Source organism: Kitasatospora sp. NPDC101183, assembly GCF_044767945.1.
In the GTDB taxonomy this organism is placed as follows: domain Bacteria; phylum Actinomycetota; class Actinomycetes; order Streptomycetales; family Streptomycetaceae; genus Kitasatospora.
In genome coordinates this window covers 280,911-306,906 of the sequence record NZ_JBIWOW010000002.1, presented here as the reverse complement: position 1 = coordinate 306,906, position 25,996 = coordinate 280,911, and the positions used below count along the sequence as shown (strand labels likewise).

At 74.7% G+C, this 25,996-nt stretch carries 27 protein-coding genes; 12 read left to right on the top strand and 15 right to left on the bottom strand.

The window, feature by feature from the left end:
• Positions 1–25 precede the first annotated feature (25 nt).
• The 3 genes from ACIRRS_RS03555 to ACIRRS_RS03545 all read left to right on the top strand — a co-directional run bounded on the left by ACIRRS_RS03555 (position 26) and on the right by ACIRRS_RS03545 (position 2,924).
• A complete protein-coding gene (locus ACIRRS_RS03555; RefSeq protein ID WP_402964360.1) occupies positions 26–1,495 on the top strand; it encodes a hypothetical protein in 1,470 nt (489 codons plus the stop codon).
• Positions 1,496–1,612: 117 nt separating this feature from the next.
• Positions 1,613–2,137: an AAA family ATPase gene (locus ACIRRS_RS03550; RefSeq protein WP_402964357.1), complete on the top strand. Its 525-nt coding sequence runs from the start codon at positions 1,613–1,615 to the stop codon at positions 2,135–2,137.
• 25 nt (positions 2,138–2,162) lie between these two features.
• Entirely contained in the window at positions 2,163–2,924 is a 762-nt protein-coding gene (locus ACIRRS_RS03545; RefSeq protein WP_402964354.1) for a serine hydrolase, read from the top strand.
• Between the two features lie 19 nt (positions 2,925–2,943).
• On the opposite strand, the gene ACIRRS_RS03540 is transcribed toward ACIRRS_RS03545, so the two are convergent.
• On the bottom strand, positions 2,944–4,032 hold the full coding sequence (locus tag ACIRRS_RS03540; RefSeq protein WP_402964351.1) for an aminotransferase class I/II-fold pyridoxal phosphate-dependent enzyme: 1,089 nt from the start codon (positions 4,030–4,032) through the stop codon (positions 2,944–2,946).
• Between the two features lie 144 nt (positions 4,033–4,176).
• Here ACIRRS_RS03540 and ACIRRS_RS03535 point away from each other — a divergent pair, with 144 nt between their 5' ends.
• Positions 4,177–4,770, top strand: coding sequence for an NAD(P)H-dependent oxidoreductase (locus tag ACIRRS_RS03535; RefSeq protein ID WP_402964348.1), 594 nt, complete (start codon positions 4,177–4,179; stop codon positions 4,768–4,770).
• Here ACIRRS_RS03535 and ACIRRS_RS03530 read toward each other — a convergent pair.
• The 7 genes from ACIRRS_RS03530 to ACIRRS_RS03500 form a co-directional block, all read right to left on the bottom strand.
• Positions 4,767–4,967, bottom strand: a complete 201-nt coding sequence (locus ACIRRS_RS03530; protein ID WP_402964345.1) for a hypothetical protein — start codon at positions 4,965–4,967, stop codon at positions 4,767–4,769. The genes ACIRRS_RS03535 and ACIRRS_RS03530 overlap by 4 nt on opposite strands.
• A 45-nt stretch (positions 4,968–5,012) precedes the next feature.
• Complete coding sequence (locus ACIRRS_RS03525) at positions 5,013–6,146, bottom strand: FAD-dependent monooxygenase (protein WP_402964342.1); 1,134 nt, start codon at positions 6,144–6,146, stop codon at positions 5,013–5,015.
• 68 nt (positions 6,147–6,214) lie between these two features.
• Positions 6,215–6,793, bottom strand: a complete 579-nt coding sequence (locus ACIRRS_RS03520; RefSeq protein WP_402964339.1) for a GTP-binding protein — start codon at positions 6,791–6,793, stop codon at positions 6,215–6,217.
• 4 nt (positions 6,794–6,797) lie between these two features.
• Positions 6,798–7,163, bottom strand: coding sequence for a DUF742 domain-containing protein (locus tag ACIRRS_RS03515; protein WP_402964674.1), 366 nt, complete (start codon positions 7,161–7,163; stop codon positions 6,798–6,800).
• 98 nt (positions 7,164–7,261) lie between these two features.
• Positions 7,262–7,732: a roadblock/LC7 domain-containing protein gene (locus ACIRRS_RS03510; protein WP_402964336.1), complete on the bottom strand. Its 471-nt coding sequence runs from the start codon at positions 7,730–7,732 to the stop codon at positions 7,262–7,264.
• Positions 7,729–10,362 (bottom strand): nitrate- and nitrite sensing domain-containing protein, encoded by a 2,634-nt coding sequence (locus tag ACIRRS_RS03505; protein ID WP_402964671.1) that lies wholly within the window; start codon positions 10,360–10,362, stop codon positions 7,729–7,731. Before ACIRRS_RS03505 ends, ACIRRS_RS03510 begins: the two co-directional genes overlap by 4 nt.
• Positions 10,363–10,785: 423 nt before the next feature.
• On the bottom strand, positions 10,786–11,481 hold the full coding sequence (locus ACIRRS_RS03500; RefSeq protein ID WP_402964333.1) for a FadR/GntR family transcriptional regulator: 696 nt from the start codon (positions 11,479–11,481) through the stop codon (positions 10,786–10,788).
• Between the two features lie 205 nt (positions 11,482–11,686).
• On the opposite strand from ACIRRS_RS03500, the gene ACIRRS_RS03495 reads away from it, so the two are divergent.
• The 4 genes from ACIRRS_RS03495 (at position 11,687) to ACIRRS_RS03480 (ending at position 14,649) form a co-directional block, all read left to right on the top strand.
• On the top strand, positions 11,687–13,405 hold the full coding sequence (locus ACIRRS_RS03495) for a 2-isopropylmalate synthase (protein WP_402964330.1): 1,719 nt from the start codon (positions 11,687–11,689) through the stop codon (positions 13,403–13,405).
• 7 nt (positions 13,406–13,412) lie between these two features.
• Positions 13,413–13,898: a YbaK/EbsC family protein gene (locus ACIRRS_RS03490; RefSeq protein ID WP_402964327.1), complete on the top strand. Its 486-nt coding sequence runs from the start codon at positions 13,413–13,415 to the stop codon at positions 13,896–13,898.
• 61 nt (positions 13,899–13,959) lie between these two features.
• Positions 13,960–14,112 carry a hypothetical protein gene (locus ACIRRS_RS03485; protein ID WP_402964324.1) on the top strand — a complete coding sequence of 51 codons (153 nt, stop codon included), beginning with the start codon at positions 13,960–13,962 and terminating at the stop codon, positions 14,110–14,112.
• A gap of 42 nt (positions 14,113–14,154) precedes the next feature.
• Positions 14,155–14,649, top strand: a complete 495-nt coding sequence (locus ACIRRS_RS03480) for a hypothetical protein (protein ID WP_402964321.1) — start codon at positions 14,155–14,157, stop codon at positions 14,647–14,649.
• Here the strand turns inward: ACIRRS_RS03480 and ACIRRS_RS03475 are convergent.
• Together ACIRRS_RS03475 and ACIRRS_RS03470 are read right to left on the bottom strand one after the other, a co-directional pair.
• A complete protein-coding gene (locus ACIRRS_RS03475) occupies positions 14,646–15,557 on the bottom strand; it encodes an NAD(P)H-binding protein (protein ID WP_402964318.1) in 912 nt (303 codons plus the stop codon). The genes ACIRRS_RS03480 and ACIRRS_RS03475 overlap by 4 nt on opposite strands.
• A 132-nt stretch (positions 15,558–15,689) precedes the next feature.
• Positions 15,690–16,328: an NAD(P)-dependent oxidoreductase gene (locus ACIRRS_RS03470; protein ID WP_402964315.1), complete on the bottom strand. Its 639-nt coding sequence runs from the start codon at positions 16,326–16,328 to the stop codon at positions 15,690–15,692.
• Between the two features lie 126 nt (positions 16,329–16,454).
• Here ACIRRS_RS03470 and ACIRRS_RS03465 point away from each other — a divergent pair, with 126 nt between their 5' ends.
• The 3 genes from ACIRRS_RS03465 (at position 16,455) to ACIRRS_RS03455 (ending at position 21,045) form a co-directional block, all read left to right on the top strand.
• A complete protein-coding gene (locus ACIRRS_RS03465) occupies positions 16,455–17,246 on the top strand; it encodes an SDR family NAD(P)-dependent oxidoreductase (protein WP_402964312.1) in 792 nt (263 codons plus the stop codon).
• A gap of 67 nt (positions 17,247–17,313) precedes the next feature.
• Positions 17,314–17,916 (top strand): TetR/AcrR family transcriptional regulator, encoded by a 603-nt coding sequence (locus ACIRRS_RS03460; protein ID WP_402964309.1) that lies wholly within the window; start codon positions 17,314–17,316, stop codon positions 17,914–17,916.
• A gap of 138 nt (positions 17,917–18,054) precedes the next feature.
• Entirely contained in the window at positions 18,055–21,045 is a 2,991-nt protein-coding gene (locus tag ACIRRS_RS03455; RefSeq protein ID WP_402964306.1) for a hypothetical protein, read from the top strand.
• 44 nt (positions 21,046–21,089) lie between these two features.
• Here ACIRRS_RS03455 and ACIRRS_RS03450 read toward each other — a convergent pair whose 3' ends face one another.
• Together ACIRRS_RS03450 and ACIRRS_RS03445 are read right to left on the bottom strand one after the other, a co-directional pair.
• Positions 21,090–21,527 carry a nucleoside deaminase gene (locus ACIRRS_RS03450; protein WP_402964303.1) on the bottom strand — a complete coding sequence of 146 codons (438 nt, stop codon included), beginning with the start codon at positions 21,525–21,527 and terminating at the stop codon, positions 21,090–21,092.
• Positions 21,524–22,336 (bottom strand): LLM class flavin-dependent oxidoreductase, encoded by an 813-nt coding sequence (locus ACIRRS_RS03445; protein WP_402964300.1) that lies wholly within the window; start codon positions 22,334–22,336, stop codon positions 21,524–21,526. The genes ACIRRS_RS03450 and ACIRRS_RS03445 overlap by 4 nt, the downstream gene beginning before the upstream one ends.
• A gap of 94 nt (positions 22,337–22,430) precedes the next feature.
• On the opposite strand from ACIRRS_RS03445, the gene ACIRRS_RS03440 reads away from it, so the two are divergent.
• On the top strand, positions 22,431–22,910 hold the full coding sequence (locus tag ACIRRS_RS03440; RefSeq protein WP_402964297.1) for an Lrp/AsnC family transcriptional regulator: 480 nt from the start codon (positions 22,431–22,433) through the stop codon (positions 22,908–22,910).
• Here the strand turns inward: ACIRRS_RS03440 and ACIRRS_RS03435 are convergent.
• From ACIRRS_RS03435 to ACIRRS_RS03425, 3 genes are all read right to left on the bottom strand, one after another.
• Positions 22,891–24,069: a serine hydrolase domain-containing protein gene (locus tag ACIRRS_RS03435; RefSeq protein WP_402964294.1), complete on the bottom strand. Its 1,179-nt coding sequence runs from the start codon at positions 24,067–24,069 to the stop codon at positions 22,891–22,893. The genes ACIRRS_RS03440 and ACIRRS_RS03435 overlap by 20 nt on opposite strands.
• A 165-nt stretch (positions 24,070–24,234) precedes the next feature.
• Positions 24,235–25,038 carry a phosphotransferase gene (locus ACIRRS_RS03430; protein WP_402964291.1) on the bottom strand — a complete coding sequence of 268 codons (804 nt, stop codon included), beginning with the start codon at positions 25,036–25,038 and terminating at the stop codon, positions 24,235–24,237.
• Between the two features lie 68 nt (positions 25,039–25,106).
• Positions 25,107–25,946, bottom strand: coding sequence for a hypothetical protein (locus ACIRRS_RS03425; protein WP_402964288.1), 840 nt, complete (start codon positions 25,944–25,946; stop codon positions 25,107–25,109).
• Between the last annotated feature and the right edge of the window lie 50 nt (positions 25,947–25,996).

The following is a 25,996-nucleotide window of genomic DNA, read 5'->3' as shown; positions in this document are numbered from 1 at the left end:
TTCCCCATCAGTAACATGGCGGCGCGTGTTCAAACCCTCGCTCAAGTCTTCGATAACCACGGTCTTCGTCGCCACCCTCCTCCTCGCCGGAACGGCCGCCTGCGGCCACCCCTCCGCGCCCGGGCCGACCGCGCTCGAACCCGCCGCCACGGCCGCGGACGCGACCGCCGCCGGGGGCAGTCCGGCCGCCGTCGCCCCCGGCGCCACCGGCCCCCGCGCCCGCGCCGGAAGCGCGGGAAGCCCCGGCAGTGCCGGCAGCGCCGCAGGCCGTCCCCCCGCGGCCGAGAAGAGCGGCACCGTCGCCGTCGCCCCGGCGGGCGAGCAGCGGGCGGCGATCGGCAGCCCCGGCAAGGACGGCGCCGCCGTCACCCCCACCGCCGCGAACCTCCAGCTCACCGGCTACGACGCGGGCGCCGGAACCGCCGTCCTCACCGGCTCCGGGGACGCGACGGCCGCCCGGCCCGGCCAGCTCCTCGCCAGCCCGCCCACCTCCGCCGCACCCCAGGGCGCCCTGCTCGCCGTCACCGGCGTCAAGCCCGGCGCCGCCCGCGACAGCCTCGCCCTCACCACCCGCCCCGCGACGCTGCCCGAACTGCTCGGCGCCACCGAGGCCGACGGGCAGGTGCCCGTGGACCCGCACGGCATCACCGTCACCCCGCTGGTCAAGGACCTCAAGGCGACCGTCGGCGCGGACGGCCCCGGCGGGGTCAAGGCCGACGCCTCCGGCACCCTGGAGGTCGTCCTCTCGGCCCCCGTTCCGCTGCCCGACGGCCTCAGCCTGGAGGCCACCGGCTCCCTCCAGCTCCACCCGGCCGTCCACTTCGCCTACCACGGCGCCGCCGCGAGCAGCCCGCGCACCGCCTCCGTCGGCTTCGACCTCGGTGCCCACGCCCACTGGAAGGTCACCGGCGACGCCAAGCGCGGCACCGGCGCCGCGCCCGTACGGGTGCCCTTCGCCAAGCTCCAGGCCAGCCCCGTGCTGACCGTCGCCGGGCTGCCCGTCGTCGTCAACCTCGGCCTCACCTGCTACCTGGAGGTCGGCGCCGACGGCCAGGTGCACCTGGAGGCCGAGCAGGACGCCGCCGGGACGTGGGCCGTCCGCGCCGACTACACCGGCGGCAAGGGCTGGACGCCCACCACCAGCGCCGACACCAAGGTCACCCCGGTGCAGCTGCGCCTCACCGGCAGGGCCGCCGTCCGCGCCGCCCTGGGCGTCGACGTCAGCCTCGGCCTGTACGACACCGTCGGCGTCGAGGCGGGCGTCGCCCCGTACGTCAGCGCCCGCGCCGAGGGCTCGCTGGTCGCGGACTCCTCGGGCAAGGCCCCGCAGGTCCAGGGCAGTTGGTCCCTGGTCGGCGGCGTGGACCTCAACGGCTCCCTGCTCGCCCACCTGAAGATCTTCGGCACCCCGGTGATCGAGGGCAGGCTCCCCCTGCCCCCGTACCACCGCGAGTGGCCCCTCCTCGGGGCCTCGCCGACGCCCACCGCCTCCTGAGCCGGACCCTCCGTCCGGGCGCCACGCCCGGACGGAGGGTGTCGGAATTGGCCGAAAGCGGCGAGGCCCGGGGTGAATTGCCCGCCGCGCGGCCGGTTTCGCTGAGACGATCCGGGGATGACCACACTGTTCCTGATGGTCGGCCTGCCAGGGGCCGGGAAGACCACGACGGCCCGGCGGCTCGCCGGGGAGCACGGCGCGCTGCGGCTGACGGCCGACGACTGGCTGATCCCCCTGTTCGGCATGGTCGAGGAGGACGGGAAGCGCGACGTGCTGGAGGGGCGCATGCTCTGGCTCGCGCTGGAGGCCCTCCGGCTGGGGACGAACGTGGTGGTGGACTACGGCTGTTGGTCCCGGGATGAGCGGTCCGCCATCCGGTGGCTGGCCGAGGCCGAGGGCGCGTGCTTCCGCATGGTGTACCTGTCGGTGGACGACGAGACTCAGCGCCGGCGGATCGCCCACCGCTGGGCGACCACCCCGGCCGAGACGTACCCGCTGACCGAGGCCGACATCCTGTACGGGCGGGCCCACTTCGAGGAGCCCGACGCGGTGGAGCTGGCGGCAAGCGGCGTCGCCGACCCGCCGGTGGGGTGGGCGGACTGGCGGGAGTGGGCCGCCGGCCGGTGGCCGTCGTTCGGCTGAGCGGCTCACGCACTACGCTTCCGCCATGCTGTCTGTGGTGGTGGCCCCCTGGGCGGGGCAGGCGGAGCCGGTGTTCGCCCGGCGGCCCGACGAGCTGCACGATGCGGCGAGCACGATGAAGGTGGCCGTGCTCGCGGCGCTCGTGCGCGGCGGGGCGGACCTCGACGCGCAGATCCCGGTGGTGAACCGGTTCGAGTCCGTCGTGGGCGGGGAGTTCGGCAACGACCCCGCCTGGGACAGCGATCCGCTGCCCTGGGAGCTGCTCGGCACCCGGGCGCCGCTGCGGCTGCTCGCCGAGCGCATGATCACCCACTCCTCGAACCTCGCCACCAACCTCTGCCTGGCGCGGACCGACCAGCAGGCCGTCGCCGAGGTCTGGCGGCGCGCCGGGGCCACGCGCAGCGCGACCCCGCGCGGGATCGAGGACTACGCGGCGCGCGAGGCCGGCGTCCACAACCGCGTCAGCGCACGGGACCTGGTCCGGCTGCTGCGCTCCCTCGCCGACGAGCCGGAGCTGCTCGCCGTCCTGGAGCGCAACGACTTCCGGGTGGACCTGGCGGCGGGACTCCCGCCGGGCACCCGCATCGCGTTCAAGAACGGCTGGGTGGCCGGATCCCGGCACTGCGTGGGCCTGGTGCACCCGCCGGACTGCCCGCCCTACCTGCTCGCCGTCTGCTACACCGGCCCGCTCGCCGACGGCAGCGACCGCACCGACCCGGCGGCCCGGCTGCTGGCCCGCGTCTCGGCGGCGGTGTGGGAGCGCCGTGCGCTGATCACCCCCGCCTGACGGCGGACACCGGTACCGGTCACCGCCCGGGCGCGCCCAGCGCCCGAAGCCCTTCGAGGGCGGTTCCGTTGAGCAGGTTGATCCGCACGAAGCCGTCGTGGCCCGTGAGTTCGAAGTGCCGCTGGTCGAGGGCGAGCAGACGGTCGGCGGGCGCGGCAGGGCGGGCGAAGAGGAAGTAGCCGGTGTCGACGGGGGCGTCGGCCCGCAGGGCGCCGCTGTCGAGGAGCCCGCGGTGGTTGGCGCGGACGTGCTCGATCAGGCGCCGGTTGCCCTCGCCGTCGAGCATCAGGTCGGCGGCCCGGTGGGCGAACTGCCGGTCGGCGACGGTCACGTCCCCGTGCAGGTTGAGGTGCAGCTCGGCGAGCGGCTCCCGCAGCCGGCTCGGGACGATCAGGTGCGCGCAGCGGTAGCCGTGGATGGAGAGGTACTTGGTGGGGCAGACGAGCCGCAGCGTGAGTTCGGCGGGCAGGGCGGCCGTCTCCTCGCGGCGGGCGCCGTCCCAGTGCAGGTACTGGAAGGTGCCGTCGACGAACACCGTGGAGCCGGTGGCCAGTTGCCAGTCGGCGATCCGCTTGATCAGCTCGCCCGGGACGGGCCGCCCGGTGTACCAGAGGGGGTCGGTCAGCAGCAGGACGGTCCGCTCGTCGGGCAACTCGGGGGCGAAGCCCGGCTGGTGGGCGTGCAGGGGGCTGACGGAGACCGGGTCGATTCCGAACTCGCGGAAGAAGTAGGCGAGTTTGTAGTAGACCGGCGGCAGGTAGTGGACCCGGCGCACGCCGTTCAGGTGCAGCCAGGTGCAGAAGGTGCTGAGCAGGCCGCTGGAGCCGCCGGCGGGGATGACGCGGTCCGGTCCGGTCTCCTCCTCGTCCCGGTCGCTGTGCAGCCGGGCGATCTTGGCGCGCAGCGCGTGGTCCTCGTCGATGGCGGCGTAGCGGGTGACGTCGGCGAGGCGGTGGGGCGGGGAGTCGGCGAGCGGGCCGAGGTAGTCGGCGACGAAGGGGTGGCCGCCGTTGTAGTCGGAGACGAAGAGCCGCCCGCCCGGGTGCTGCCGTTCGCGTTCGATCGCCTCGTGCAGGTCGAGCATGCGGAACAGGGGCGCCTGGGGCACCGTACCCCCTCTGATGGATGATCAGGTCAACCGCCCAGCTTGCTACGGCCCGTCGGGCGGCGGCAAGAGCGCCCTGGTCCCGGCGGTGGTGCCCCAGTGGCGCCGTGAGACCATCGTGGTCCGCCGGTCGGAGGGGGAGACGAGTTGAGTCGGATCGGGGTCTACCTGGCGCACCCGCGCAAGGACAGCTTCAACCACGCGCTGTACGGGGCGGTGGTCGACGAGTTGCGCGGGCGGGGCTGCGAGGTCCTCGCGCACGACCTGTACGCGGAGGGCTTCGCCCCGCTGCTCACCGCCGGGGAGACGGAGACCGTCGCCGACCACGAGGAGAGCGGCGACCCCCAACTCGCCCTGCACCGCGCCGAGGTGGCGACCCTGGACGCCCTGGTGCTGATCCACCCCAACTGGTGGGGCATGCCGCCCGCGATCCTCACCGGCTGGGCGCAGCGGGTGATGGTGCCCGGGGTCGCGTACAAGCTCGGTACGGCCGCCGGGGAGCCCGCCGGGCTGCTGCGGGCCGGGCGGGCCCTGGTGCTCAACACCTCGGACACCCCCGAGGCCCGCGAGCAGGGCGAGTTCGGCGACCCGCTGCAGCGGATCTGGGCGGCCTGCATCCTCCCGTACGCCGGGGTGGCGGACGTGCGGCGTACGGTCTTCCGTACGGTCTCCGACTCCTCGCCGGCCCAGCGGGAGCAATGGCTGCGCGAGGCCCGGGAGGCGGCCGCCTCCCTGATCTAGGCGCGCCGGAAGACGAGCAGCGCCAGCCCCGTACCGAAGGTGCTGACGCGGTCGAGCCGCCAGCCCTCCGCCTCGACCGCCTCGATCGTGTCCGCCGCCTGGTAGGTGGAGGCGACCAGGGAGTGCACGGAGTGCCGCCCGGCCCGCCGCAGGCGGGCGTCCTCACGCAGGCGCAGCACGTACGGGTCGGAGGGCATGCCACCACCCTGCCCCGCGCCGGGGCAGGGTGGCAACTCCCGCGCTCAGTAAGGCTTGACGAGCACGTGCGCGGCGCCGGGGACGCCGATCTCGAGGAGGGCGTCCTCCTCCTCGGTGGTCGGCGTGCCGGTCTCCTGCTTGAGGACGGCCCGCGACAGCGCCTGCACCCACATGGCACGCGGGCGCCGCCGCTCCTCCCAGGCCGCCAGCGCGGCGGGCACGGTGTCGGCGGACTCCAACTCCTGGGCGAGCACGAGCGCGTCCTCCACGGCCATGGCCGCGCCCTGCGCCAGGTGCGGGGTGGAGGCGTGGGCGGCGTCCCCGGCGAGGACGACGCGGCCGACGTGCCAGGGCTCCTCGACGGTGACCTGGGAGATCCGCGAGTACACCACCGCGGCCGGGTCGGTGACCTGGGCGAGGGCCTCGGCGATGGGGCCGCCGAAGCCGGCGAGGCGCTCGCGCAGCTGCTCGTGGGCGCGCTCCGGGTCGGGCCGGAAGTCCTCGGCCTCGGCGAACACCGAGCCCAGGTACATGAGGCCGTCGCTGATCGGGGTGAGCAGCGCCTTGGCGGCGAGGTTGCCGGTGGACATCAGCACGCCGTCCACCTCGGGCGAACGAGGCAGCGTGTAGCGCCAGTTGGCGAAGCCGGTGTACTCGGGCGCGTACGCCTCGCCGTACAGCCGCCGGCGCAGCGCGGAGCCGATGCCGTCGAAGCCGACGACCAGGTCGTAGCGCCCGGCGTGCCCGTCGGCGAGGGTGACGTCGACCCCGTCGGCGTCCTGCTCCAGCGCGCAGATCGTGGTGCCGAAGCGCAGCGTCGCACCGGCCTTGGCGGCGGCCTCGGCGAGGAGGCGGGCGAGGGCCGGGCGGGGGATGCCGTTGCTGGCGGGGGCGTCGGCCATGCGCGGCTGCGGGATGCGGGCGAGGACGCCGCCGGCCGGGTCGCAGATGGTCAGCGTGCCCCACTCGAAGCCCTCGGCCAAGCAGGCGTCCAGGACGCCGAGTTCGCGCATCACGTGCAGGGCGTTGGAGGGCTGGATGATGCCGACGCCGAGCGCCTCCGGCTGCTCGCGCAGCTCGGCGACGTCGACCCGGTGGCCGCGGAGGGCGAGGGCGAGCGCGGCGGTGAGGCCGCCGATGCCGCCGCCGTGGACGAGGACGCGCAGGGGTGGGGTCATGGCGTGGTGCTCCGTACGTGGACGAGAAGAGGCAGGCGAGGAGAGGCGGAGGTGGGGCTCAACGGATCTCAGACGGCCAGGGCCGACGAGGACAGGGCCAGCAGGTGGTCGACGAGCGCGAGCAGCACGTCCCGCCCGAAGGCGCGCTCGCGCACGTCGCCGATCAGCATCGGCACCTGCGGGTCGAGGTCGAGCGCGGCCCGGATCTCCTGCGGCGTACGGGTGTTGATCCCGTGGAAGCAGTTGATCGCGACGACGAACGGGATGCGCCGGCTCTCGAAGAAGTCGATGGACGCGAAGCTGGTCTCCAGCCGCCGGGTGTCGGCGATGACGACGCCGCCGAGGGCGCCGTTGACCAGGTCGTTCCACATGAACCAGAACCGCTCCTGCCCGGGCGTGCCGAACAGGTAGACGACCAGCTCCCGGCCGATGGTGATGCGGCCGAAGTCCAGGGCGACGGTGGTGGTCTCCTTCTGGTCGATGCCGTCGAGGTCGTCCACGCCGATGCCGGCCCGGGTCAGGTACTCCTCGGTGCGCAGCGGGGCGACCTCGCTGACGGCTCCGACGAGCGTGGTCTTGCCCACGCCGAAGCCGCCCGCGACCAGGATCTTCACCGCGGCGGGGGCCGCGGGCTGGGGTGTTGCCATGGTTCTACAGTCTCCGGAGTCCGTCGCGTACGGCCGAGAGGAGGGCGGGGTCCATGCCGCCGGCGGCGCGGGCCACCGAGATCGGGGCCCGGGCCCTGAGGAGCCCCTGGGCGATGAGGTCGCCCAGCAGGATCTTGGTGACCGACACCGGCAGGTCCAGGCCGGCGGCGACCTCGGCGACGGCCGCGGGGTGGCGGCAGCGTTCGAGGATCAGCCGGTGCTCGCGCTGGAGGGCGCGGCTGCCGGAGCGGCTGCCCCGGGCGAGGGCGGCGTCGGCGGCGGGCTCGTCGGTGGTGAGCACCGTGATGAGGGTGAGGTCGTCGCGGTCGGGGGCGGTGCGGCCGCGGGTGATGGTGTACGGGCGGACCATGATGCCCGCCTCGTCCAGCCCGTCCTCCTCGGCCACCTCGCTCCAGTGCGGCGGCCGTTCGCGCCGGGGCTCCTCCTCGAACGGCCGGCCCACCCGGTTCAGGCCCGGTTCCGCGCGGCGAAGGCGTCGAACGAGGAGGCCCCGGGGGCGGAGGCCTGCTCCGGGACGAGGGCGCCCCGCGTCGGGGTGCCGAGCTTCTGGCCGACCTGCTGGACGAGGGTGTGCATGGCCACCGACATCACCTCGGCGTCCACCTCCTGGGAGGCGATGACGGCCAGGTGGGTGCCCTGGGCGGCGGCGACGACGAACAGCCAGCACTCGGCCAGCTCCACGATCACCTGGTGCACCGGCCCGCCGTCGAAGAGCTGGCCGACGCCCCGGGCGAGGGACTGCTGGCCGGTGGCGACGGCGGCCAGCCGCTCGGCGTCGGCGCGGTCGATCCCGGCCGAGTGGCTGACCACCAGGCCGTCGTCGGAGAGCAGGACGGCGTTGCGCGTCCCGGGAACGGTCTCGACGAGTCCGTCCAGCAGCCAGTCCAGGTCCTGGTGGGTGGCGGTGGTGCGGTTCATGACTGCTCATCCGTTCGTATCGGTCGGGGGCCCGCGGTGGTGGGTGTGGTGGCCGCGGAGGACGGGGCTTCGGCGGGCGAAGCGGGGAAGAAGGCGGGGGGAACGGGGGACGCGGGGGAGGAGCCGCCGCGGGCGCGCGCCGCCCGGGACTGCCGCTGGAAGGCGCCGATGGCGGCGCCGGAGCGCCGGACGGGGTGGGGCTCGGGCGGGGCGGCCGGGGCACCGGCCGGCTCCGCCTCCGCCTCCGGGTCGATCCACTGCTGGCTCGGCGGCGGCACCCGCAGCTCGGCGGCCAGGCTGGCCTGGCGCACCCGCTGCGGCAGCGGCTTCTGCCCGCCCATGACGGGCGTCGGCTGCGGCGGCTCGGTGGGCGCGTACTCGCGGCTGCGGCGCTCGGCGAGACGGTAGTGGTCCGCCGGGCGGTACTGCTCGTCGGCGTACGGGGCCTCGGCGGAGGTGATGCGGGCGTAGGCGATGTCGGGGTAGACGGGCGAGCTGTGCTGGATCGGCTGCTCCCCGGTCTGCCCGGTCTGTCCGGGCTCCCCGTTCTGCCCGTCCTGCCCGGCTTCAGCGTGACCCAGGTCCGCCGGAGCCGGCACGGTGATCCCGTCCGCGATCAGCTGCCGGTACACCTCCACCGGGGCGACGGCGGGGGCGCACACCTCGACCTCCACGACGTCCGAGACGTCCACGACGTCCTCCGGGGCGGGCGCGGAGGCGCCGAGCACGGCCCGCCGCGACTGGCGCACCAGCGGGATCGGCTCGACGGGCGCCGCGTCCTCCGGCAGCCCGGTGTCCCCGTCGATGACCAGCTCGGGCGGCACCAGGACGACCACCCTCGTCCCCCCGAAGGAGGACGGCCGGAACTCGATCCGCAGCCCGCTGTGGGCCGAGAGCCGGGCGATCACGTGGAAGCCGAGGCGGATGTCGTCGGCCCGGGAGAGCACGTCGGTGCGCGGCGGGCTGGCCATGAGCCGGTTGGCCGCGTCGTACTGGTCCGGGTCCATGCCCAGGCCCCGGTCCTCGATCTCGATCGCCAGGCCGCGCCCGACCATGGCCGCGCGCACCTCCACCGGGGTGGGCGGCTTGGAGAAGGTGGTGGCGTTCTCCATCAGCTCGGCGAGCACGTGGGCGACGGGCCCGACGGCCCGCTCGGAGAGCCACGGGTGGCCCTCGACCTCGATCATGATCCGGCGGTAGTCCGGCACCTCGCCCTGCGCGGAGCGCAGCACGTCCAGCAGCGGGACGGGCTTGCGCCAGCGCCGCTGCGGCTGGCCGCCCGCGATGATGACGAGGTTCTCCTCGTAGCGGCGCAGCCGGGCGGTGAGGTGGTCGAGGTCGAAGAGGCCCTCCAGGACCTCCGGGTCCTCGTGCCGGCGCTCCAGCTCGTCGAGCTTGCGCAGCTGGCGGCCGATCAGCAGCTGGGTGCGGCGCGCGATGCGCTGGAGGAGGCGCTCGAAGCCCCGGTGCTGCTCGGCCTGGCGGACGGCGGCGGCCAGGGCGGAGGAGCGGGCGAGGTTGAGGGCCTGGCCGAGCCGGTCCAGCTCGTCGCCCCGGCCCTCGGCCTCCACGGCCGGGCTGGCCGCCTCGGCGTCGAGGCGCTCGCCGCGCCCGAGCCGTTCGACGGCCTCGGGCAGGGTGCGCCGCATCTCCTCGGCCTGGCCGTGCAGGCCCTCGACGCGACGGCGCAGCGAGCGGCTGATCCGCCAGGAGGCGACGACCACGGCGACGACGGCGACGAGGCCGACGACGGCGGTCAGGACGACCTTGACCAGCAGGTCGGTGATGCTGCCCTTGCCGACCTCGACGACGGCCTGGGTGCGGGCCTCCATGGCCTTGACCAGCTGCGGGTTGAGCTGGTCGACGGCCTGGCGCCACTGGTCCTGGACGGCGGGCAGCCGTACGGAGCCGCTGGCGTCGGCGGCGACGGGGCGGGTGAGCTGCTGCTCGATCGAGGCCTTGGCCTGCCAGGCGGGCCCGGCCATGAGGTCGCGCCAGGCGCCGGCCTCGGCCTCGGGCAGGTAGGGCAGGACCTGGCCGGTGTAGAGGTGGTCGCCGGCGCCGATGGCGAGCTGGACCTGCTGGAGGTCGGCGGCGCCGAGGCGCCCGCTCGGCCAGCCGCGGGCGAGGATCGCGTCCTCGCGGGCGAGCATCTCCTTGGCCCAGAAGGTGTTGACCAGGGTCTTGGAGATCCAGGTGACCTCGCCGTTGTCCACGTGGCTGAGCGCGGTGAACAGCCGCAGGTCCACGGCGATGAGGTCGGTGTAGTAGGTGTAGACGGCCTGCTGGTCGACGGAGCCGTGGTCGACGGCGGCGCGCTGCTCGGGCAGCCGGTTCATGGCCTGCCGGGCTTCGGCGACGGCGCCGCGCACCTCGGAGGGCGCGCTGTCGGCCGTCTCGCCGGAGAGCGACTGGAAGCGGCGCACCGCCTCGTCGGTGGCCTTGCGCTGACGGGTCAGCGGGCCGGTGTCTCCTCCGGGGCGGGCGAGCGCCTCGGCGGTGAGCCGGCGCTCCTCCTGGAGGTTGTAGTAGACGATGTTGGACGGCTGACCGGCCTTCTGGGCGAGCAGGCCCTGGGCCGCCTGTCTCTGGAAGTCGAAGACGGTCTCGCCACTGGTGACGGCCCACAGGAGGACGAGGGCCAGGCTGGGGACGACGGCCAGGACGAGCAGCGCCGCCCGCAGGCTCAGGCGCGGGCGACGCCTGCGGGGGGCCTTCGGCGTCGGGGGCCGCCGATTCGCACGCGCGCGCAGAGCAGACTCCTAGGGGCTGACGGCCCTCCCTTGCGGGGGACGACCGGCCGGGGTGCTGTCGAGTTTGACGAGGCGATATTAGTCATACCGTGTGATTCGAGTGAACGGGTGTTCGCCGCCTGAGTCGTACTTGATCACCGATCGGACACAATGTCATCCGCCCGTTGACCGTCCGTACTCGAAGGAAGCCCGATCGGAGCGGCTTGACACAGTGTCATGGCGGGTCGCGACCTCCGAATGGCCAAGGTGTGAAAACTGTGTGACGCGATTCCGGGGTCCACGAACCTTCCTGAGCCCGTCTCACTCCGTGAGCAGCCGCGCCCGGGTGGCCTCCAGCTCCGCCGCCAGCACCCGCCCCGCCCGCTCCGCGTCCCCCTCGCGCACCGCCTCCACCAGCTCCGCGTGCGCGGCCAGCCCGTGGTCGCGGTCCATCGCCCGCAGCTCGAACACGGCCACCAGCGCCACCAGGTGCTCCCGCAGCACCGGGGCGAACTGCGCGAACAGGTCGTCCAGGACGGGGTTGTGCGCGGCCGCGACGATCGCCGCGTGCAGTGCGATGTCCGCGTCCACGAACTCCGCGTCGCCGCCCGCGCCCGCCGCCCGGCGGGCCTCCAGCGCCGCGTCCACCGCCGCCACGTCCGCCGCCGTACGGCGCAGCGCCGCCAGCCGGGCCGCCTCCACCTCGACCATCGTGCGCACCTCGTAGACGTGCACCAGCTCCGCGCGGCGCAGCCGGGCCGGCCAGTCCTCGGCCGGGCGGTCGGCCGTCACGAACACCCCCGCGCCCTGACGGCTGCGCACCATCCCCGCGGCGGCCAGGGTGCGCAGCGCCTCCCGGACGGTCGAGCGGCCCACGCCCAGCTCCTTGGCCAGCGCCACCTCGCCCGGCAGGCGAGCGCCCACCGGCCAGACGGCGGTGCGGATCTGCTGCCCGATCCGCTCGGCGGCCTGCTCGGCGAGGGGGGAGGGGCGCAGCGGGGGCGTCGGCGTGGTCACGGGGCTCACCTGTCAGGTTGTCTGAGGAGTGGATCGGTGGTTACCCTACCGGCCATGCGGACGTGGAACCTCGCCCCCCGGGGCGTACGAGGCGTACCGGGCGGCCTCCTTCTCGGCGGCCGCAGCGGGGTCTGACCGGACCGGCACCCCGCTGCGGGGCGCCGTCCTGCCGGTCGCCGGTACCCCGACTCCGAGGAACCCCGCGATGCGACCCGCCACACCCTTCCCGACCCTGCGCACCCCCGCCGGGCCCGTCCCGGCCGCCGCCCCCGCCTGGAACCCCCAGCGCGGCGGCTCCATGCCCTCCCACCGCTACCGCCCCGCCCACGAGCGCGTCCACGTGCCCGCGCTGCTGCGCCGCTGGCCCGGCCGGCGCACCGAACGGGCGCCGCTGTGGGTCCCCGTCGACCTGCGCGACGGCAACCAGGCGCTCGCCGAGCCGATGGACCCGGAGCGCAAGCAGCGGATGTTCGACCTCTTCCTGGCCATGGGCTTCAAGGAGATCGAGGTCGGCTACCCCTCCGCCAGCCGCACCGACTTCGACTTCGTCCGCCGCCTGGCCACCACCCCGGGTGCGGTCCCCGAGGACGTCACCGTCGTCGTCTTCACCGCCGCCCGCGCCGACCTGATCGACCGCACCTTCGAGTCCGTCCAGGGCCTGCCCAAGGTCGTCGTCCACCTCTACACCGCCACCGCCCCCACCTGGCGCGAGATCGTCCTCGGCAAGGACCGCGAGGGCGTGCGGGCGCTGATCACCGAGGCCGCCGAACGCATGGACCGGCTCGCCGCCGGGCGCGAGGGGCTGCGCTTCCAGTTCTCGCCCGAGGTGTTCAACCTGACCGAGCCCGACTACGTCCTGGAGGTCTGCAACGGCCTCACCCGGCTCTGGGACGCCTCGCCCGAGCGGCCCGTCGTCCACAACCTGCCCGCCACCGTCGAGATCGCCACGCCCAACGTGTACGCCGACCAGATCGAGTACATGGACCGGCACCTGGAGCGCCGCGACGGCGTGATCCTCTCCGTCCACCCCCACAACGACCGGGGCACCGGCGTCGCCTGCGCCGAACTCGCCGTCCTGGCGGGCGCGCAGCGCGTCGAGGGCTGCCTGTTCGGCAACGGCGAGCGCACCGGCAACGTCGACCTCGTCACCCTCGCCCTCAACCTGCACACCCAGGGCGTCGACCCGATGCTCGACCTCTCCGACATCGACGAGATCCGCCGCACCGTCGAGCACTGCAACCGCCTGCCCGTCCACGAACGCCACCCCTACGCGGGGGACCTCGTCCACACCGCCTTCTCCGGCACCCACCAGGACGCCATCCGCAAGGGCCTCGCCCACCACGCCAAGGCCGCCGCCGACGCCGGCCTGCCCGAGCGCGAGGCACCCTGGGCCGTGCCCTACCTGCCGATCGACCCGGCCGAACTCGGGCGCTCCTACGAGGCCGTCATCCGCGTCAACAGCCAGTCCGGCAAGGGCGGGATCGCCCACCTGCTCCAGACCGGCGAGGGCCTGGACCTGCCCCGGCGCCTCCAGATCGACTTCGCCCGCGTCGTCCAGGAGGCCACCGACGACAGCGGGCGCGAGATGACCGCCGCCGACCTGTACGCGCTGTTCCGCGCCGAGTACCTGGACGCCGTGCCCGCCGACTGGGCCTGGAGCGTCGACGGCGACCGCGCCGAGGTCAACGGCCGTACGGGCGGCGGCACCGGGCCGCTGGACGCCGTCGCGGACGCGCTGGGCGCGCGGATCCTCTCCTTCACCGAACACGCCGTCGGCGCCGGGCCGGAGGCCGTCGCCTACGTGGAGGCGCAGGTCGGGGGCGTGACCGCCTGGGGTGCCGGGCGGGACACCAACGTCCTCACGGCGGGCGTACGGGCGGTGCTCGGCGCCGCGGCCCGGGCCGTCGCGAGCGGGAAGGCATGATGGGGCGATGACCGACTCCACGCTCCCCGCCCGCAGCCAGGCCGTCGCCCGGGCGCTCCACGAGGCCGGCGTCACCGGTGAGATCGTCGTCCTGCCCGACTCGGCGCGCACCGCCGCCGAGGCCGCCGCCGCGCTCGGCTGCGAGGTCGGCGCGATCGCCAACAGCCTGGTCTTCCGGTGCGACGGCGAGCCCCTGCTCGTCATGACCAGCGGCGCCCACCGCGTCGACACCGCCTACCTGGCCGCCGAGTTGGGCACCGGCGCGATCACCCGGGCCGGGGCCGACGAGGTCCGCGCCGCCACCGGCCAGGCCATCGGCGGCGTCGCCCCCACCGGGCACCCGGCGCCGCTGCGCACCGTCGTCGACACGGCGCTGGAGGGCTACGAGGTCCTCTGGGCCGCCGCAGGGCACCCGCACACCGTGGTGCCGCTGACGTACGGCGAACTGCTGCGCGTCACCGGCGGAACGCCGTCGGCGGTCACGAAGGACTGACACGGAGGGCTGAGTCGTACGGGCGCCGCACCGCTGCGGTGCGGCGCCCTGCACTGCCGACATGGCATGCCGCGTCCGCGAGTTGGCTGTCGCCGCCGCCGACGCCGAGGGCCTCGCGGTCTTCCGGGCCGCCGTCCTCGGATACGTCGAGGTCGGAGCCGATCCCGAGGGCAACGAGTTCTGCCTGCTGCGGGCGCGGGTGCCGGCGGTCTGAAAACCGGTGGTCGGGGGCCGCGCGACGGGTGAGGATGGCGGCATGGACCCCGTTTACACCCTGGCCTGGCACCAGACGGCCTGTCGGGTGATGCCCCGAGACCTACCGATGGCCGCCGCCGAGCTGCTCGCGGCCGGGGAGGACTCGCCCGCGCTGCGGGAGCTCGCCGGGCGCTCCGGCCGGGGCCTGGCGGCCGAGATGATCGAGCTGCTGCACGAGGCCCTGGCCGAACTCGGCCTTCCCGTACCGACCTGGGAGACCGCGCACCGCTGCGAGCTGCGGGAGGCGGCCGAGCGCGTGGCGGCCGGGGAGGTGACTCCGGAGGAGCTGGTCGAGGAGCTCCAGGTCGACAGGGACGCGGAATTCCCCGAGGCGGAGGGGCGGTTCGCGAACCTCTACATCGAGGTGGACTGCGGCGGCTGCCTGGAGGACCTCGGGGTCGAGCGGCTGGCCGACTGGACGGCGCGGGTGCGGTCGGCCGCCGCCGAACTGGCCTCGGCGGCCGACGATCCCCGGGTGGGGCCCGCGCGTCTCTAGCGGAAGTCCTCCGCGTGGTCCCGCGCCCAGTCGGCGAAGGTCCGCGCGGGGCGGCCCGTCACCTCGGCGACCGTGGCCGAGACGGGGGCGGCGACGCCGTCGCGGGCGGCCCACTGCCGCATGACGATCTCCACGCCCAACGGCGGCATGGTCAGGGCCAGTTCGGCCCGCGTCTCCTCCGGGGTGACCACCTCCACCGGCACCTCCCGGCCCAGGGCCGCGCCGATCGCCGCCACCTGGGCGCGCAGGGTCAGCGACTCGGCGCCGTACACCGTGTACGCCTGCCCCGCGTGGGGCTCCGGCTCGGTGAGGGCCGCCAGGGCGATCGCCGCGAGGTCCGCCTCGTGCACCGGCGCCGACTCGGAGTCCGGGTAGGGCAGCCGCACCGACCGGCCCGCGCGGATCGGATCGCGCCACCACCAGAGCGTGTTGGTGGCGAACATGCCGGGCCGTACGAACGTCCGGGCCAGGCCCGCCCGTTCGATCGCCTCCTCGGCGGCGCGGTGCTGCAGGGCGACCGGGTTGGCCTCCGCGCCGGGCGCCACGATCGCCGCGGAGGAGAGCAGGACGACGTGCTCCACCCCGGCGGCCTTCGCCGCCTCCGCGAAGGCGCCGGCCGTCTCCGCGTTCGCGTAGGTGAACACCCGCCGCGCCCCCGCGAGGGCCGCCGGCAGGGTCTCGGGCCGGGCGAGGTCGGCGGCCACCACCTCGGCCCCGTGCAGGAGTTGAGCCCGTGCCGGATCGCTGCTGGCCAGCCGCACGGGCCCGCCCGCCGCGAGCAGCCCGGTGGCGACGTGCCGGGCGATCCGGCCGTTCGCGCCGAGGACGACGGTCGTCAGGCCGTACTTCCGGGGGCGGGAGGGCCTTCCCGGCTCCCGTGGCTCCCTCGGGATCGTTGTCCTGGACACGCCGGGTCCTCCGATGCTCGTATGCCCCAACGGGCCTGTGTAGCGCGGGAGTTGGAACGCGCCGCAGGGGATCACCGTACCCCAGTGATCAGAGGGGGATCTCGGTCATCGCCCAGAACTGCCCGTAGGCGCTCACCCGTCGGCGAGGTGCACCAGGTGCCCGAAGGTCTCCGGGTCGTCGAGGTGGGTGGCGATCCAGGCGGCCACGGTGGCGCGGGAGGCGGTGCCCGCGCGGGGGAGGGGGCGGTCGTAGGAGATCTGGGGGCGGGCGGTGGGCGGCTTGTCGTTGAGCATCGGGGCGCGCACGATCGTCCACGCGACGCCCTGCGAGGCGGTGATCGCCGCCTCCATCCGGGCGAGGTCCCGGTGGATCTCCCGGTAGAGCCGGTCGACCACGAGCGTGGTCACCAGGCGCTGGACGTAGGGCAGTTGCGAGGTGTCCAGCCCGGCCGAGCTCATCGCGACCAGGTGCCGGACGCCGCCCGAGGCGCAGGCGGCGGTCAGCTCGCGGGCGCCGTCGGAGAAGACGGTGGTGGCCTGCCGCCCGGTGGTGCCGAGGGTGGCCACGACGACGTCCTGTCCGGCCAGCGGCCCGTGGAGGGAGCCGGGCACGCCGACGTCGGCCCGGGCGGCGAGGGCGGTGCCGTGGGCGAAGGCGGGCAGGCGGGCGGGGTCGCGGGCGACGGCCGTGACGGTGTGCCCGGTGGCGAGGGCGAGGTCGACGACCAGGCGGCCGGTGCGTCCGTTGGCGCCGACGACGGCGATCTTCATCTGGTCCTCCTGAAGGGGTCCGTGGGCTCGCTTGTGATTCATTCAGACACGCTGTATGAATGAATTAGTTGCACCACAGGGAACCAGCACCAGACCGCCGATGCAAGCCCGAAGGAGCGAACAGCCATGGCAGTTCAGGGAATTCAGAACACCGCCCCCTCCCACCCCGACCTGGCCGGAAAGGTCGTCGTGATCACCGGCGGCAGCCGGGGGATCGGCGCGGAGACCGCCCGCGCCTTCGCCCGCCAGGGGGCCGCCGTCGCCGCCATCGGCCGCGACGCGGCCGCGCTCACCGCCGTCGCCGCCGAGCTGCGGGGGCTCGGCGGGGCCGGGGCCCTCGGCCTCGTCGCCGACTGCACCGATCCGGTGGCCCTGGCCGGCGCCGCCGAGCGGATCGAGCGCGAACTCGGCCCGGTCGACGTCCTGGCCGCCTTCGTCGGGGGCGACGGCTACCCCGTTCCGACCGCCCGGGAGACGGCCGAGCACTGGCGCTCCGTGGTGGACGGGAACCTCACCGCCACCTTCCTCACCGTCCAGGCCTTCCTGCCCGGCCTGCTGGAGCGCGGCAGCGGCTCCGTCGTCACCATGGCCTCCACCGCCGGCCGCCTGCCCGGCGGCTCCTCCGCCGCCTACGCGGCCGCCAAGGCCGGGGTGCTGATGTTCACCCGCCACCTCGCCCTGGAGGCCGCCGGGCAGGGCGTGCGGGTCAACGCCATCGCGCCCGGGGCCGTGCGCACCGAGCGCACCGCCACGCTGATGACCCCCGAGGTCCAGGCCGCCGTGGCCGCCGCGCACCCCCTCGGGCGGCTCGGGGAGCCGGAGGACATCGCCTCGGCCACGCTCTTCCTGGCCTCCGACGCCTCCTCCTGGATCACCGGCCAGACCCTGGACGTCAGCGGCGGGCGGGTCATCGTCTGAGCAGGCCGCAGGCGCGATCGGCCATACTTCCCACGCAGACGGATAGCGCGCAGCGGAGGAGGACGCGATGAGCCCCCGGTCGTACCGGATGGGACAACGGCAGGCCGAGGTCGACGAGACCAGGGCCCGGATCGTCGCGGCGGCGCGGGCCCAGCTCACCGCGGGCGGGGCCCTCTCCCTGGACGCCGTCGCCCGCCGCGCCGACGTGGCCCGCGCGACCGTCTACTACCAGTTCGGCAATCGCACCGGCCTGCTGGAGGCCGTCTGCGACGCCCTCGCCGCCGAGGGGGGCATGGCCCGCCTGGCGGGGGCTTTCGGGCAGGACGACCCCTGGGCGGCGGTGGACGGCTTCGTCGAGGTGATGGCGGGCTTCTGGTCCGTCGACCCGGACTGCACCCGCCGGCTGCGGGCGCTGGGCGCCCTCGACGAGGAGGTCGGGCGGGTCATCTCCGAGCGCGACGCCCGCCGCCGCCACGGCGCGGAGGTGCTGACCTCCCGGCTGCCCAAGGCTCCGGAGGACGCGGCGGCGCTGTTGTACGTCCTCACCTCCTTCGAGACCTTCGACGCCCTGGCGGCGGAGGGGGAGGAGGAAGGGGGCCGCTCGCTGGAGGCCGCCGCCCCGGCGGTGAGCCGCCTCGCCCGCGCCGCCCTCGGGGCGCTCGCGCACTGAACGGCGGGTTCACCCGCGTACGTCACCCCGGAGAGAGGGCGAGCGCTGAAGCGCCGCCAGGGACGAGCCCGGGGAGCCACGTTGGTCCAGCAGACGCACAATCCGACCCGCCGCAGGGGGAGGTGGCGAAGGGCCCTCGTGCCCTTCGCCACCGCGACCGCCGTCGTCGGCGTCCTCGCCGCACCCGGGATCGCCCCCGTGGCGGATTCCTTCGGGAGCCCGGCGCCGTTCCTGTCCTGGCACCAACTGATGCAGATCCAGGGCCGGATGAACGAGACCGCGACGGCGGTGGAGCACAGCCTCGGCCAGAACGACCGCCAGGCCGTGGCCGGCGTGGTCGCCTCCCCCCAGACGAAGCGCCTCAGGGTGTACTGGCACGGCGACGTGACGCCCGAGGTCCGGGCGGTCGCCGCGCACAGCCCGGTGCCCGTCGACATCAAGCCCGCGCCGCACAGCGCGCAGGAGCTGAAGACCGCCTCCCGCGAGGTCACGCGCATCGCCGAGTCCACCGGAGCGCGGATCACCGACGTGGCGATGCCGCAGGACGGCAGCGGCCTCACCGCGACGGTGGTGGGTGGCGAGGACGACGCGCGGCGGCTGCGGCAGGCAGTGGCGTCGGTGGGCGTTCCCGTGACGGTCCTGCCGAACGGCGTGGAGAAGATCAGCCTCGCGGACCCCTCCCGCCGGAACGACGCGAGCGCGGGCGGCGCGCAGATCATCGAACCGTTCTGCAGCACGGCGTTCGCGGCCGACTACCACCACGTGGCGGTCATGCTCACCGCGGACCACTGCTTCCTCCCGAACAACGAGACCAACGTCCGGTACGGCGTCGGCGACGACGGCAGGCAGGGGCCGCAGGCGGGCCTGCGGGTGTCGCCCCGCGTCTCCCGGCAGACCAAGGACGGGCCCATCTACCTCGACGTGGCCGCCATGCAGCCGGCCACCGGCATCACGGTGCAGCCGCAGGTCTGGACCGGCGCCGCGGCCGACCTGCCCGGCACCGGGCAGGCCAAGAAGTGGGTGACGGGTGCGCAGGTGCCGCACGAGGGGAACTGGATCTGCAACGAGGGCGCCCGATCGGGCGAGATCTGCAACATCGAGGTCACCAAGAAGGTGACGGACTACTACGCCAAGGGCCCGGACGGCCTCGGCGGCGAGGTCGAGCACCACTTCATGTACGGCTGGAACACCGTCAAGCAGTTCACGGCGAACGACCAGTCGACCATCGCGGCCCGCAGGGGGGACAGCGGAGGTGCCGTCGTCCTGGGTAGCGGGGGCCCGAGCAAGGTGTCGCCGCCCGAGCTCACGGCCCTCGGCATCGTGTCGGCCACCTCGGGTGGCACCTGGAGCTGCAAGACGCCGGCCAAGACCATGACCACCACGTGCTCGGGCGGCCTGATCTTCGTCGGCCTGGAGGACGCCCTCCCGATGCTGGGCGCCAAGATCGCCGTCCACGACGGGGCCACCGGGCAGACGAACTGGACCGACCTCAGCGGCACGAACCCCGGTACGGTGATGGGCTCCGACCCCAGGCCGCACGATCACGACGAACTGGTCGACGGCAACGGGACGGCGATGGCCTTCGACCTGCCGAGCGGCCGACTCGTGGGCACCGCGCCCGGTGACCCCCGGGCCGAATGGGAACTCCTCCAGGCCACGGACGGGGGCTGGATCTTCCGGAACCTCGCGGCACCCGACCGGTACTTCGGCCAGTCGGCCGACGTAGGGCTCCAGATGACGGACTGGGAGGGCGGCCACTGGTTCTTCCACCTCCAGAGCAAGGGCGGGCCCTGCATCGTCCTGTGGCCCGGGGCGAGCGCGCCGAACAGCGCCTCGACCGCCGCTCTCGCACCGTGCGACCACAACGACGCCAACCAGCTCTTCAAGCTGGTGCCGATCGGGGACGTGGAAGCGGACGCGCCGAGCACGCCCGCGACGGGCCAGATGAACCTGCCGGTCCAGACGACACCACCGGTGAAGCCCTCCGGCCCGTCCGTGGACGCCGCCTACTCCTTCCTCGCCCAGCAGCTCGACGCCGCCGCCACCGGCTCCACCCTGCGCGTGCCCCGCAGCTACCGGGGCGGGCACTTCGAGGACCCGGCGCTGTTCGGCCCCGACGGCTTCCAGGCCTCCTTCACCTACGACGACGCGCTCGTCATCGAGGCCTTCCTCCAGCGCGGCGGCGGCGACGACCTCGCCCACGCCACCGCCCTCGGGGACTCGCTGCTCTACGCCCAGGAGCACGACATCACCCCGGACGGGCGGCTGCGCGCCTCGTACGAGCCGAACCCGTTCGTCACCGCGAGCGGCACGCCGTACGTGGGCGGGTTCTCCGTCTACACCGGGAACATGGCCTGGGCGGGCATGGCGTTCACCAAGCTGTACAGGGCGACCGGTCGGCAGCGCTTCCTGGACGGCGCGCTGAAGGCCGCGAACTGGATCCAGGCCAACGCCGCCGACACCCGCGGCGCCGGCGGCTACACCGGCGGGCTGCGCAACGACGACGGCACCGGGCAGAGCATGGTCCCGATCACCTGGAAGGCCACCGAGCACAACATCGACACCGGCGCCTTCTTCGCGATGCTCGCCGGCGTCACCGGCGACGCCGGCTGGCAGCAGCGGTCGGCGAACGCCTTCCGGTTCGTCAAGTCCATGCAGGCCCCGAACGGTCACCTGTGGACGGGCACCGGCCTGGACGGGGTGACCACCAACCAGGACCTCGAACCCGAGGACGTGCAGACCTGGAGCTTCCTGGCCACCCTCGACCCGGCCTACGCGCCGGCCGTCGACTGGGCGGCCGGTCGCTTCGCCGTCACGGACGGTCCGTACAGCGGGGTGAGCTTCAGCGGCCAGGACACCACCAAGGTCTGGTTCGAGGGCACCGCCCACCTGCTGGCCGCCTACCAGGCCCGCAGGGACGCCGGGGACGCCGGCAAGGCCGCTGTCCTCATGGCCACCCTGCAGAGGGCCCAGGCCGGCGCGCCCAACACCGACGGGCGGGGGATCGTCGCGGCCTCCCGCGACGGCCTGGGAGTCGACGGGGTCGACTTCTACTACGCCTCCCTGCACACCGGCGCGACGGCCTGGTACGTCATCGCCGCGCAGGGCGGCAACCCGTTCCGCCTGTAGGCGCGCGTCCCGCCCTGCCCCCTCCGCAGGGCGGGACACGGCGGTCAACTCCCTTGGTAGTACGCCTCGATGGGGAGGCGGGCCTCCTCGAAGAGGGCCGGGCCCTCGTGCTCCACCGGCTTCCAGGCGCCCGACTCCGGGTTCAGGGCGACGAGTTGGTCGGTGGAGAGGGCGTAGACGACGCGGCCGATGCCCGAACGCAGCAGCGCGCCCGCGCACATGCCGCAGGGCTGGCAGCTGGTGTAGAGGGTGGTGGAGGCGGCCGCGCCGGGGGCGAGGACGCGGGCGGCCCAGCGGGCGAGCTTCAGCTCCGGGTGGGCGGTGATGTCCTCGTCGCGGCGCACGGTGTTGTGGGCCTCGGCGAGGACCGTGCCGTCCGCCGCGGCGAGCAGCGAGCCGTACGGGGCGTCGCCCTCGGCGATCGCGGCGGCCGCGACGGCGACGGCGCGGCGCAGGAGGGTCTCGTCGGCGGTGGTGATCACGGTGCTGCCTTCCAGTGGGCGGCCACCTCGGCGAGGTCCCGCCAGGCCCGCTCGGGCCGGAGGGTCTCGTCGGGGTCGCCGTGGTACGGGTCGAGGACGGTGGTGGCGGCGCCGAGGTCGCGCAGCCGGTGCAGGTCGGCGAGGACCTGGTCGAGGGTGCCGACGCCGGCGGGCCGCTCCGGGTCCTCCACGGGGGCCTCGGTCAGCCGGAAGGCGATGCGCGGGGCGAAGCCCGGCAGGTCGTGCCCGGACAGGACCTCGGCCATCCGCTCCAGCGGCAGCCGCAGCGGGTGCCAGGCGTCGCCGAACTGCGCGGCCCGCCGCAGGGCCGCCCCGCTGTGCCCGCCCACCCAGAGCGGGACGCGCGGCAGGTCGGCCTCCTCGAACCACGCGTCCTGGACGGCGGCGAGGTGCTCGTCGGTGATCCGCCCGCGCCGGGCGTACGGCACGCCGAGCGCCTCGAACTCCTGCCGTGCCCAGCCGACTCCGACCCCGAGGACGAGCCGGCCTCCGCTGAGGCGCTGGAGGTTCCCGGCCATCCGGGCGGTCAGCAGCGGGTGCCGGTAGGGGACGATCAGGACGGTCGTGCCCAGCCGGATCGTATTGGTCACGCCGGCCAGCCAGGACAGCGCGGTGAACGGTTCGTAGAACGGCTCGGGGTAGCGGACGGCCACGTCGGGGGTGACCGCCACGTGGTCGGAGAGCATGAGCAGGTCGTAGCCGAGCCCCTCCACCACGCGCGCCCAGTCGCGCAGCAGGCCGGGGTCCGTGCCGGGCCCGAAGTTCGGGACGTTGACGCCAAGGTGCATGCCGACGAGGCTATGCCCGTGATCACGGCGACCGGAACGAAATCCTCGCGGTGATCCCCGCTCCCCGCAGGGGAATTCCCGGTAGATTCGCGCCATGACCGTGAACGGCGTTCCCGACCTCGACGACACCGACTGGGCCATCCTCGACCAGCTCCAGCAGGAGGCCCGGATCTCGCTGAGCGAGCTCGGCCGGCGCGTCAACCTCAGCCCCTCCGCCACCACCGAGCGGGTGCGCCACCTGGAGGCCGCCGGGGTCGTCACCGGCTACCACGCCACCGTCGACCTCACCCGGGTCGGCTACCCCGTCCTCGCCGTCGTCCGCCTCAAGTACCCCGGCAACCGCCACGAGCCGCTGCACCGCCTCCTCGCCGACCGGCGCGAGGTGCTGGAGTGCCTGCGCACCACCGGGGACGACTGCTACACGCTGAAGGTCGCGGCGACCTCGATGGAGCACCTGGAGGCCCTGGTGGACGAACTGGCGGGCTTCGGCAGCACCACCACCAGCGTCGTGTACCGCCGCACGCTGCCGCTGCGGGGGATCGCCAGGCCCGGCTTCAGCACAGGCCGGCCGTGAGGACGCGGTTGATGGCGTCGTTCGTCTGCGGGGCGTTGGTGAGGTTGCGGTTGAGGGACAGGGTGATCTGGCGGCGCCCGTCCGCCGTGGTGAAGCTGAACGTCTCGTAGCCGGGGACGCTGCCGCTGTGGCCCCAGGCGGGCGTGCCCGCGCAGTAGGTGCGGGACTCCAGGCCGAGGCCGTAGGCGCGGGCGTCGGGGCCGATGAGGCGGCCGGTGCGCATCTCGTCCAGCAGGCCGGCGGGGAGGAGGGCGCCGCCGAGGAGGGCGCGGAAGAAGCGGTCGAGGTCGGCGGTGGTGGAGACCATGGTGCCGGAGCCCCAGATGATGCTCGGGTTGAAGACGGTCAGGTCGGTGGGGGCGGTGCCCGGGCCGTCGAGCCACTCGTAGCCGTTCAGGTGCGGGCCGGAGACCTCGGGGGTCGTGGCGAAGTAGGTGTCCCTCAGGTGCAGCGGGCGCAGGATGCGGCGGCCGATCTCCTCGCCGAGCGGGCGGCCGGTCAGGTGCTCGACCAGCAGGCCGAGGACGGTGTAGTTGGTGTTGCTGTACGACCAGGAGGTGCCGGGCGCGAACAGCGGGCCGTGCGCGCCGGCCATCGCGATCAGTTCGAGCGGGGTGTAGGTGGCCGTCCGCGCGCTGCGGATCGGGTCCGGGTGCTGGAGCAGGGTGTTGGTGTAGTCGTACAGGCCGCTGGTGTGGCCCAGGAGCTGGCGCACCGTGATGTTCTGCCCGTTCGGCACCACGCCCGGCAGGTCGCGCTCGATCGGGTCGTCCAGGCCGAGGCGGCCCTCGGCGACCAGCTGGAGGACGACGGTGGAGACGAAGCTCTTGGTCACGCTGCCCGCCCGGAACCGGTCCTCGGCCTTGGCGGGGCGGTGGCTCGCCAGGTCGGCGACGCCGCTGGTGGCGCGGAAGGTGCCGTGGGCGTCGCGCACCTCGACGACGGCGCCGGGCACGCCGTCCGCGACCACCTCGTCCAGCGCCTTCTGCAGGGCGGCCCGGTCGGTGGTCGCGGGGGCCGCGGCGGGGGCCTTCGTGGGGGCGGAGTTCGCGGGGGCCGTGGCGGGGGCCGAATCGGCGAAGGCGGGGGCGGCCAGCGGCAGCAGGGAGGCGGCGGAGAGCAGGACGGTGGCGAGGCGGGCGGCGCGGCGGCGGTTCATGGCGGTGGGGCTCCTCGGCGGTGGTGCCGGCCGTGTGCCGGCCGGTTTCGACGAGGACGATCCTGCCGGGCCGCCCCCTGGTCGCGGATCGCCGGTGCCGGTGATTCACCGCCTCCCCTGCGCGAGGGAGTCGCGAGGGAGTCCCGGGGGAGTCGCGCGGGGGGCTCAGTGCAGGAGCGCGGCGGTGAACTCCGCCCGGCGGGCGACCAGCCAGGCCTGCACGCGGTCCCAGCGCTCCCAGCCGCCGCGCTCGGCGAGCGCCCGTACGTACTCCGGGTTCCCGGCGGCGACCCGGCGGGACACGGAGGCGCGGCAGGCGGCGGTGGTCTGCTCGATCACGAGGGGGAGTTCGACGCGCGAGGCGCGGGCGAGACCGTAGCCGTCCGCGAGGGCGCGCAGCCGGGCGGCGGGGTCGAGGCCGGGCGGGTAGAGGGCGGCGGCGGACTCGGGGTCGAGCATCGGCACCCAGTAGCGGGCGGCCATGGCGAGGTCCCAGACGGGCCGCCCGGGGGCCGCGAGGTCGAAGTCGATGAACGCCACGGCCCGTCCGCCGCGCAGGACGACATTCTCCGGGCACAGGTCGTTGTGGCAGAGCAGCGTGCCGCCCATCGGGTCGGCGAGGTCGGAGGGCCAGTCGACGCCCGCCTCGACGGGGACGTGCGCGGCCGCGTCGTGCAGCCGCCGCAGCAGGGCGCCCACCGAGCGCAGGGCGGCCCCCGCCATCGCCGGGGCCGGGAACGGCGGCAGGGCCACCTCCCCGGGGACGAAGCCGAGTTGCTCGCGCAGCCCGTCCGCCGAGACGCGGACGGGCGTCGGCGCGCCGTCGAAACCGTGGGCCCTGAGCGCCCGCAGATGCGCGTGCAGGGCACGGGCGTTCGGCGGCGCGGGGCGGTCCACCAGCGACCCGAGGCGGAAGACCGCGCCCGCGTTGACCATCCCGCCCGCAAGTTCCTCGCCGTCGCTCGCCATGCGCCCCACGCTACCGCCCGGCGGGGCTCACTCCCCGGGGGTTCGCACGACCCGACCCGGTGGCCGGATCAGCCCGCCGGGTGGACGAGGGAGCCGAGCGGCGGGCAGGGGATCACCAGGGTGCTCACGCCCGGGCGTTCGACGAACGCCCTTGCGTCGGCGGCCTGTTGGCGGTGGGCCGCGAGTTCGTCGGCGCGCCAGGCGTCGCGGCGGGCGCCCGCGTAGTCCCAGGTGTCGCTGATGGCGCTGATCGCGGCGTTGCCGGAGGCCCGGCTGGTGTCGGCCTTGATCATCGCGCGCTGCAACACGGTCTGGACGGCGGCGAGTTCGATCCGGACGATCCACACGCCGGGGGTGTCCGGCACCCGGGTGGGGATCGGGGCCTGGGGGAGGAGGCCGATGCCGGTGTCACGGCGGCCGATGTTGTCCACGGCGGCGCGGCTCGCGTCGCGCGACATGATCTGCATCTCCCGGTGCGCCCAGGTGATCTCGTCCAGGTCGGCGAGGGTGATGCGCATCCGCTGGTAGGCCGCCCGGAAGCGCGGGTCGGCGTGGAAGGCGCGCATCGGCGCGGCGTGCAGGGCCAGGCAGTCGTTGTAGCCCGCCGCGACGGCCCGGTCGAGGTGGTACAGCGCCTGGTCGGGCTGTCTCTGCTTCAGCGCCAGCCCGGCCAGCCCGCCGTGCCCGGCGGCGACCAGCCAGGCCGCGTCCGGGCCGAGCACCGAGGCCCGGGCGATCACGTCCTGGAACCCCGCCGCGACGTGCACGCCCTGCGGCGCCCCGAGCACCGCCCGCGCGAGCGTGGCGAACGCGCCCTGCCCGGGTATCGCGGCGGCGGCCGGGCTGCTCAGATGCGCCACCAGGAGCTCGTGGACGCGGGAGGCGAGGGAGTTGACGGTGTCGGCCATGGTGCTCCTCGGGCGTGCGTGCGTGTGTACGGGCCGGCGCGGTCGATCGA

Bases quoted from the DNA above. Each gene is read 5' to 3' on its own strand.
- ACIRRS_RS03490 (WP_402964327.1), top strand. From the start codon at position 13,413: ATGACCGACTCCACGCTCCCCGCCCGCAGCCAGGCCGTCGCCCGGGCG.
- ACIRRS_RS03435 (WP_402964294.1), bottom strand. From the start codon at position 24,069: ATGAACCGCCGCCGCGCCGCCCGCCTCGCCACCGTCCTGCTCTCCGCC.
- ACIRRS_RS03485 (WP_402964324.1), top strand. From the start codon at position 13,960: ATGGCATGCCGCGTCCGCGAGTTGGCTGTCGCCGCCGCCGACGCCGAG.
- ACIRRS_RS03515 (WP_402964674.1), bottom strand. From the start codon at position 7,163: ATGGTCCGCCCGTACACCATCACCCGCGGCCGCACCGCCCCCGACCGC.
- ACIRRS_RS03425 (WP_402964288.1), bottom strand. From the start codon at position 25,946: ATGGCCGACACCGTCAACTCCCTCGCCTCCCGCGTCCACGAGCTCCTG.
- ACIRRS_RS03545 (WP_402964354.1), top strand. From the start codon at position 2,163: ATGCTGTCTGTGGTGGTGGCCCCCTGGGCGGGGCAGGCGGAGCCGGTG.
- ACIRRS_RS03525 (WP_402964342.1), bottom strand. From the start codon at position 6,146: ATGACCCCACCCCTGCGCGTCCTCGTCCACGGCGGCGGCATCGGCGGC.
- ACIRRS_RS03465 (WP_402964312.1), top strand. From the start codon at position 16,455: ATGGCAGTTCAGGGAATTCAGAACACCGCCCCCTCCCACCCCGACCTG.
- ACIRRS_RS03510 (WP_402964336.1), bottom strand. From the start codon at position 7,732: ATGAACCGCACCACCGCCACCCACCAGGACCTGGACTGGCTGCTGGAC.
- ACIRRS_RS03550 (WP_402964357.1), top strand. From the start codon at position 1,613: ATGACCACACTGTTCCTGATGGTCGGCCTGCCAGGGGCCGGGAAGACC.
- ACIRRS_RS03440 (WP_402964297.1), top strand. From the start codon at position 22,431: ATGACCGTGAACGGCGTTCCCGACCTCGACGACACCGACTGGGCCATC.
- ACIRRS_RS03445 (WP_402964300.1), bottom strand. From the start codon at position 22,336: ATGCACCTTGGCGTCAACGTCCCGAACTTCGGGCCCGGCACGGACCCC.
- ACIRRS_RS03470 (WP_402964315.1), bottom strand. From the start codon at position 16,328: ATGAAGATCGCCGTCGTCGGCGCCAACGGACGCACCGGCCGCCTGGTC.
- ACIRRS_RS03495 (WP_402964330.1), top strand. From the start codon at position 11,687: ATGCGACCCGCCACACCCTTCCCGACCCTGCGCACCCCCGCCGGGCCC.
- ACIRRS_RS03480 (WP_402964321.1), top strand. From the start codon at position 14,155: ATGGACCCCGTTTACACCCTGGCCTGGCACCAGACGGCCTGTCGGGTG.
- ACIRRS_RS03530 (WP_402964345.1), bottom strand. From the start codon at position 4,967: ATGCCCTCCGACCCGTACGTGCTGCGCCTGCGTGAGGACGCCCGCCTG.
- ACIRRS_RS03460 (WP_402964309.1), top strand. From the start codon at position 17,314: ATGAGCCCCCGGTCGTACCGGATGGGACAACGGCAGGCCGAGGTCGAC.
- ACIRRS_RS03520 (WP_402964339.1), bottom strand. From the start codon at position 6,793: ATGGCAACACCCCAGCCCGCGGCCCCCGCCGCGGTGAAGATCCTGGTC.
- ACIRRS_RS03430 (WP_402964291.1), bottom strand. From the start codon at position 25,038: ATGGCGAGCGACGGCGAGGAACTTGCGGGCGGGATGGTCAACGCGGGC.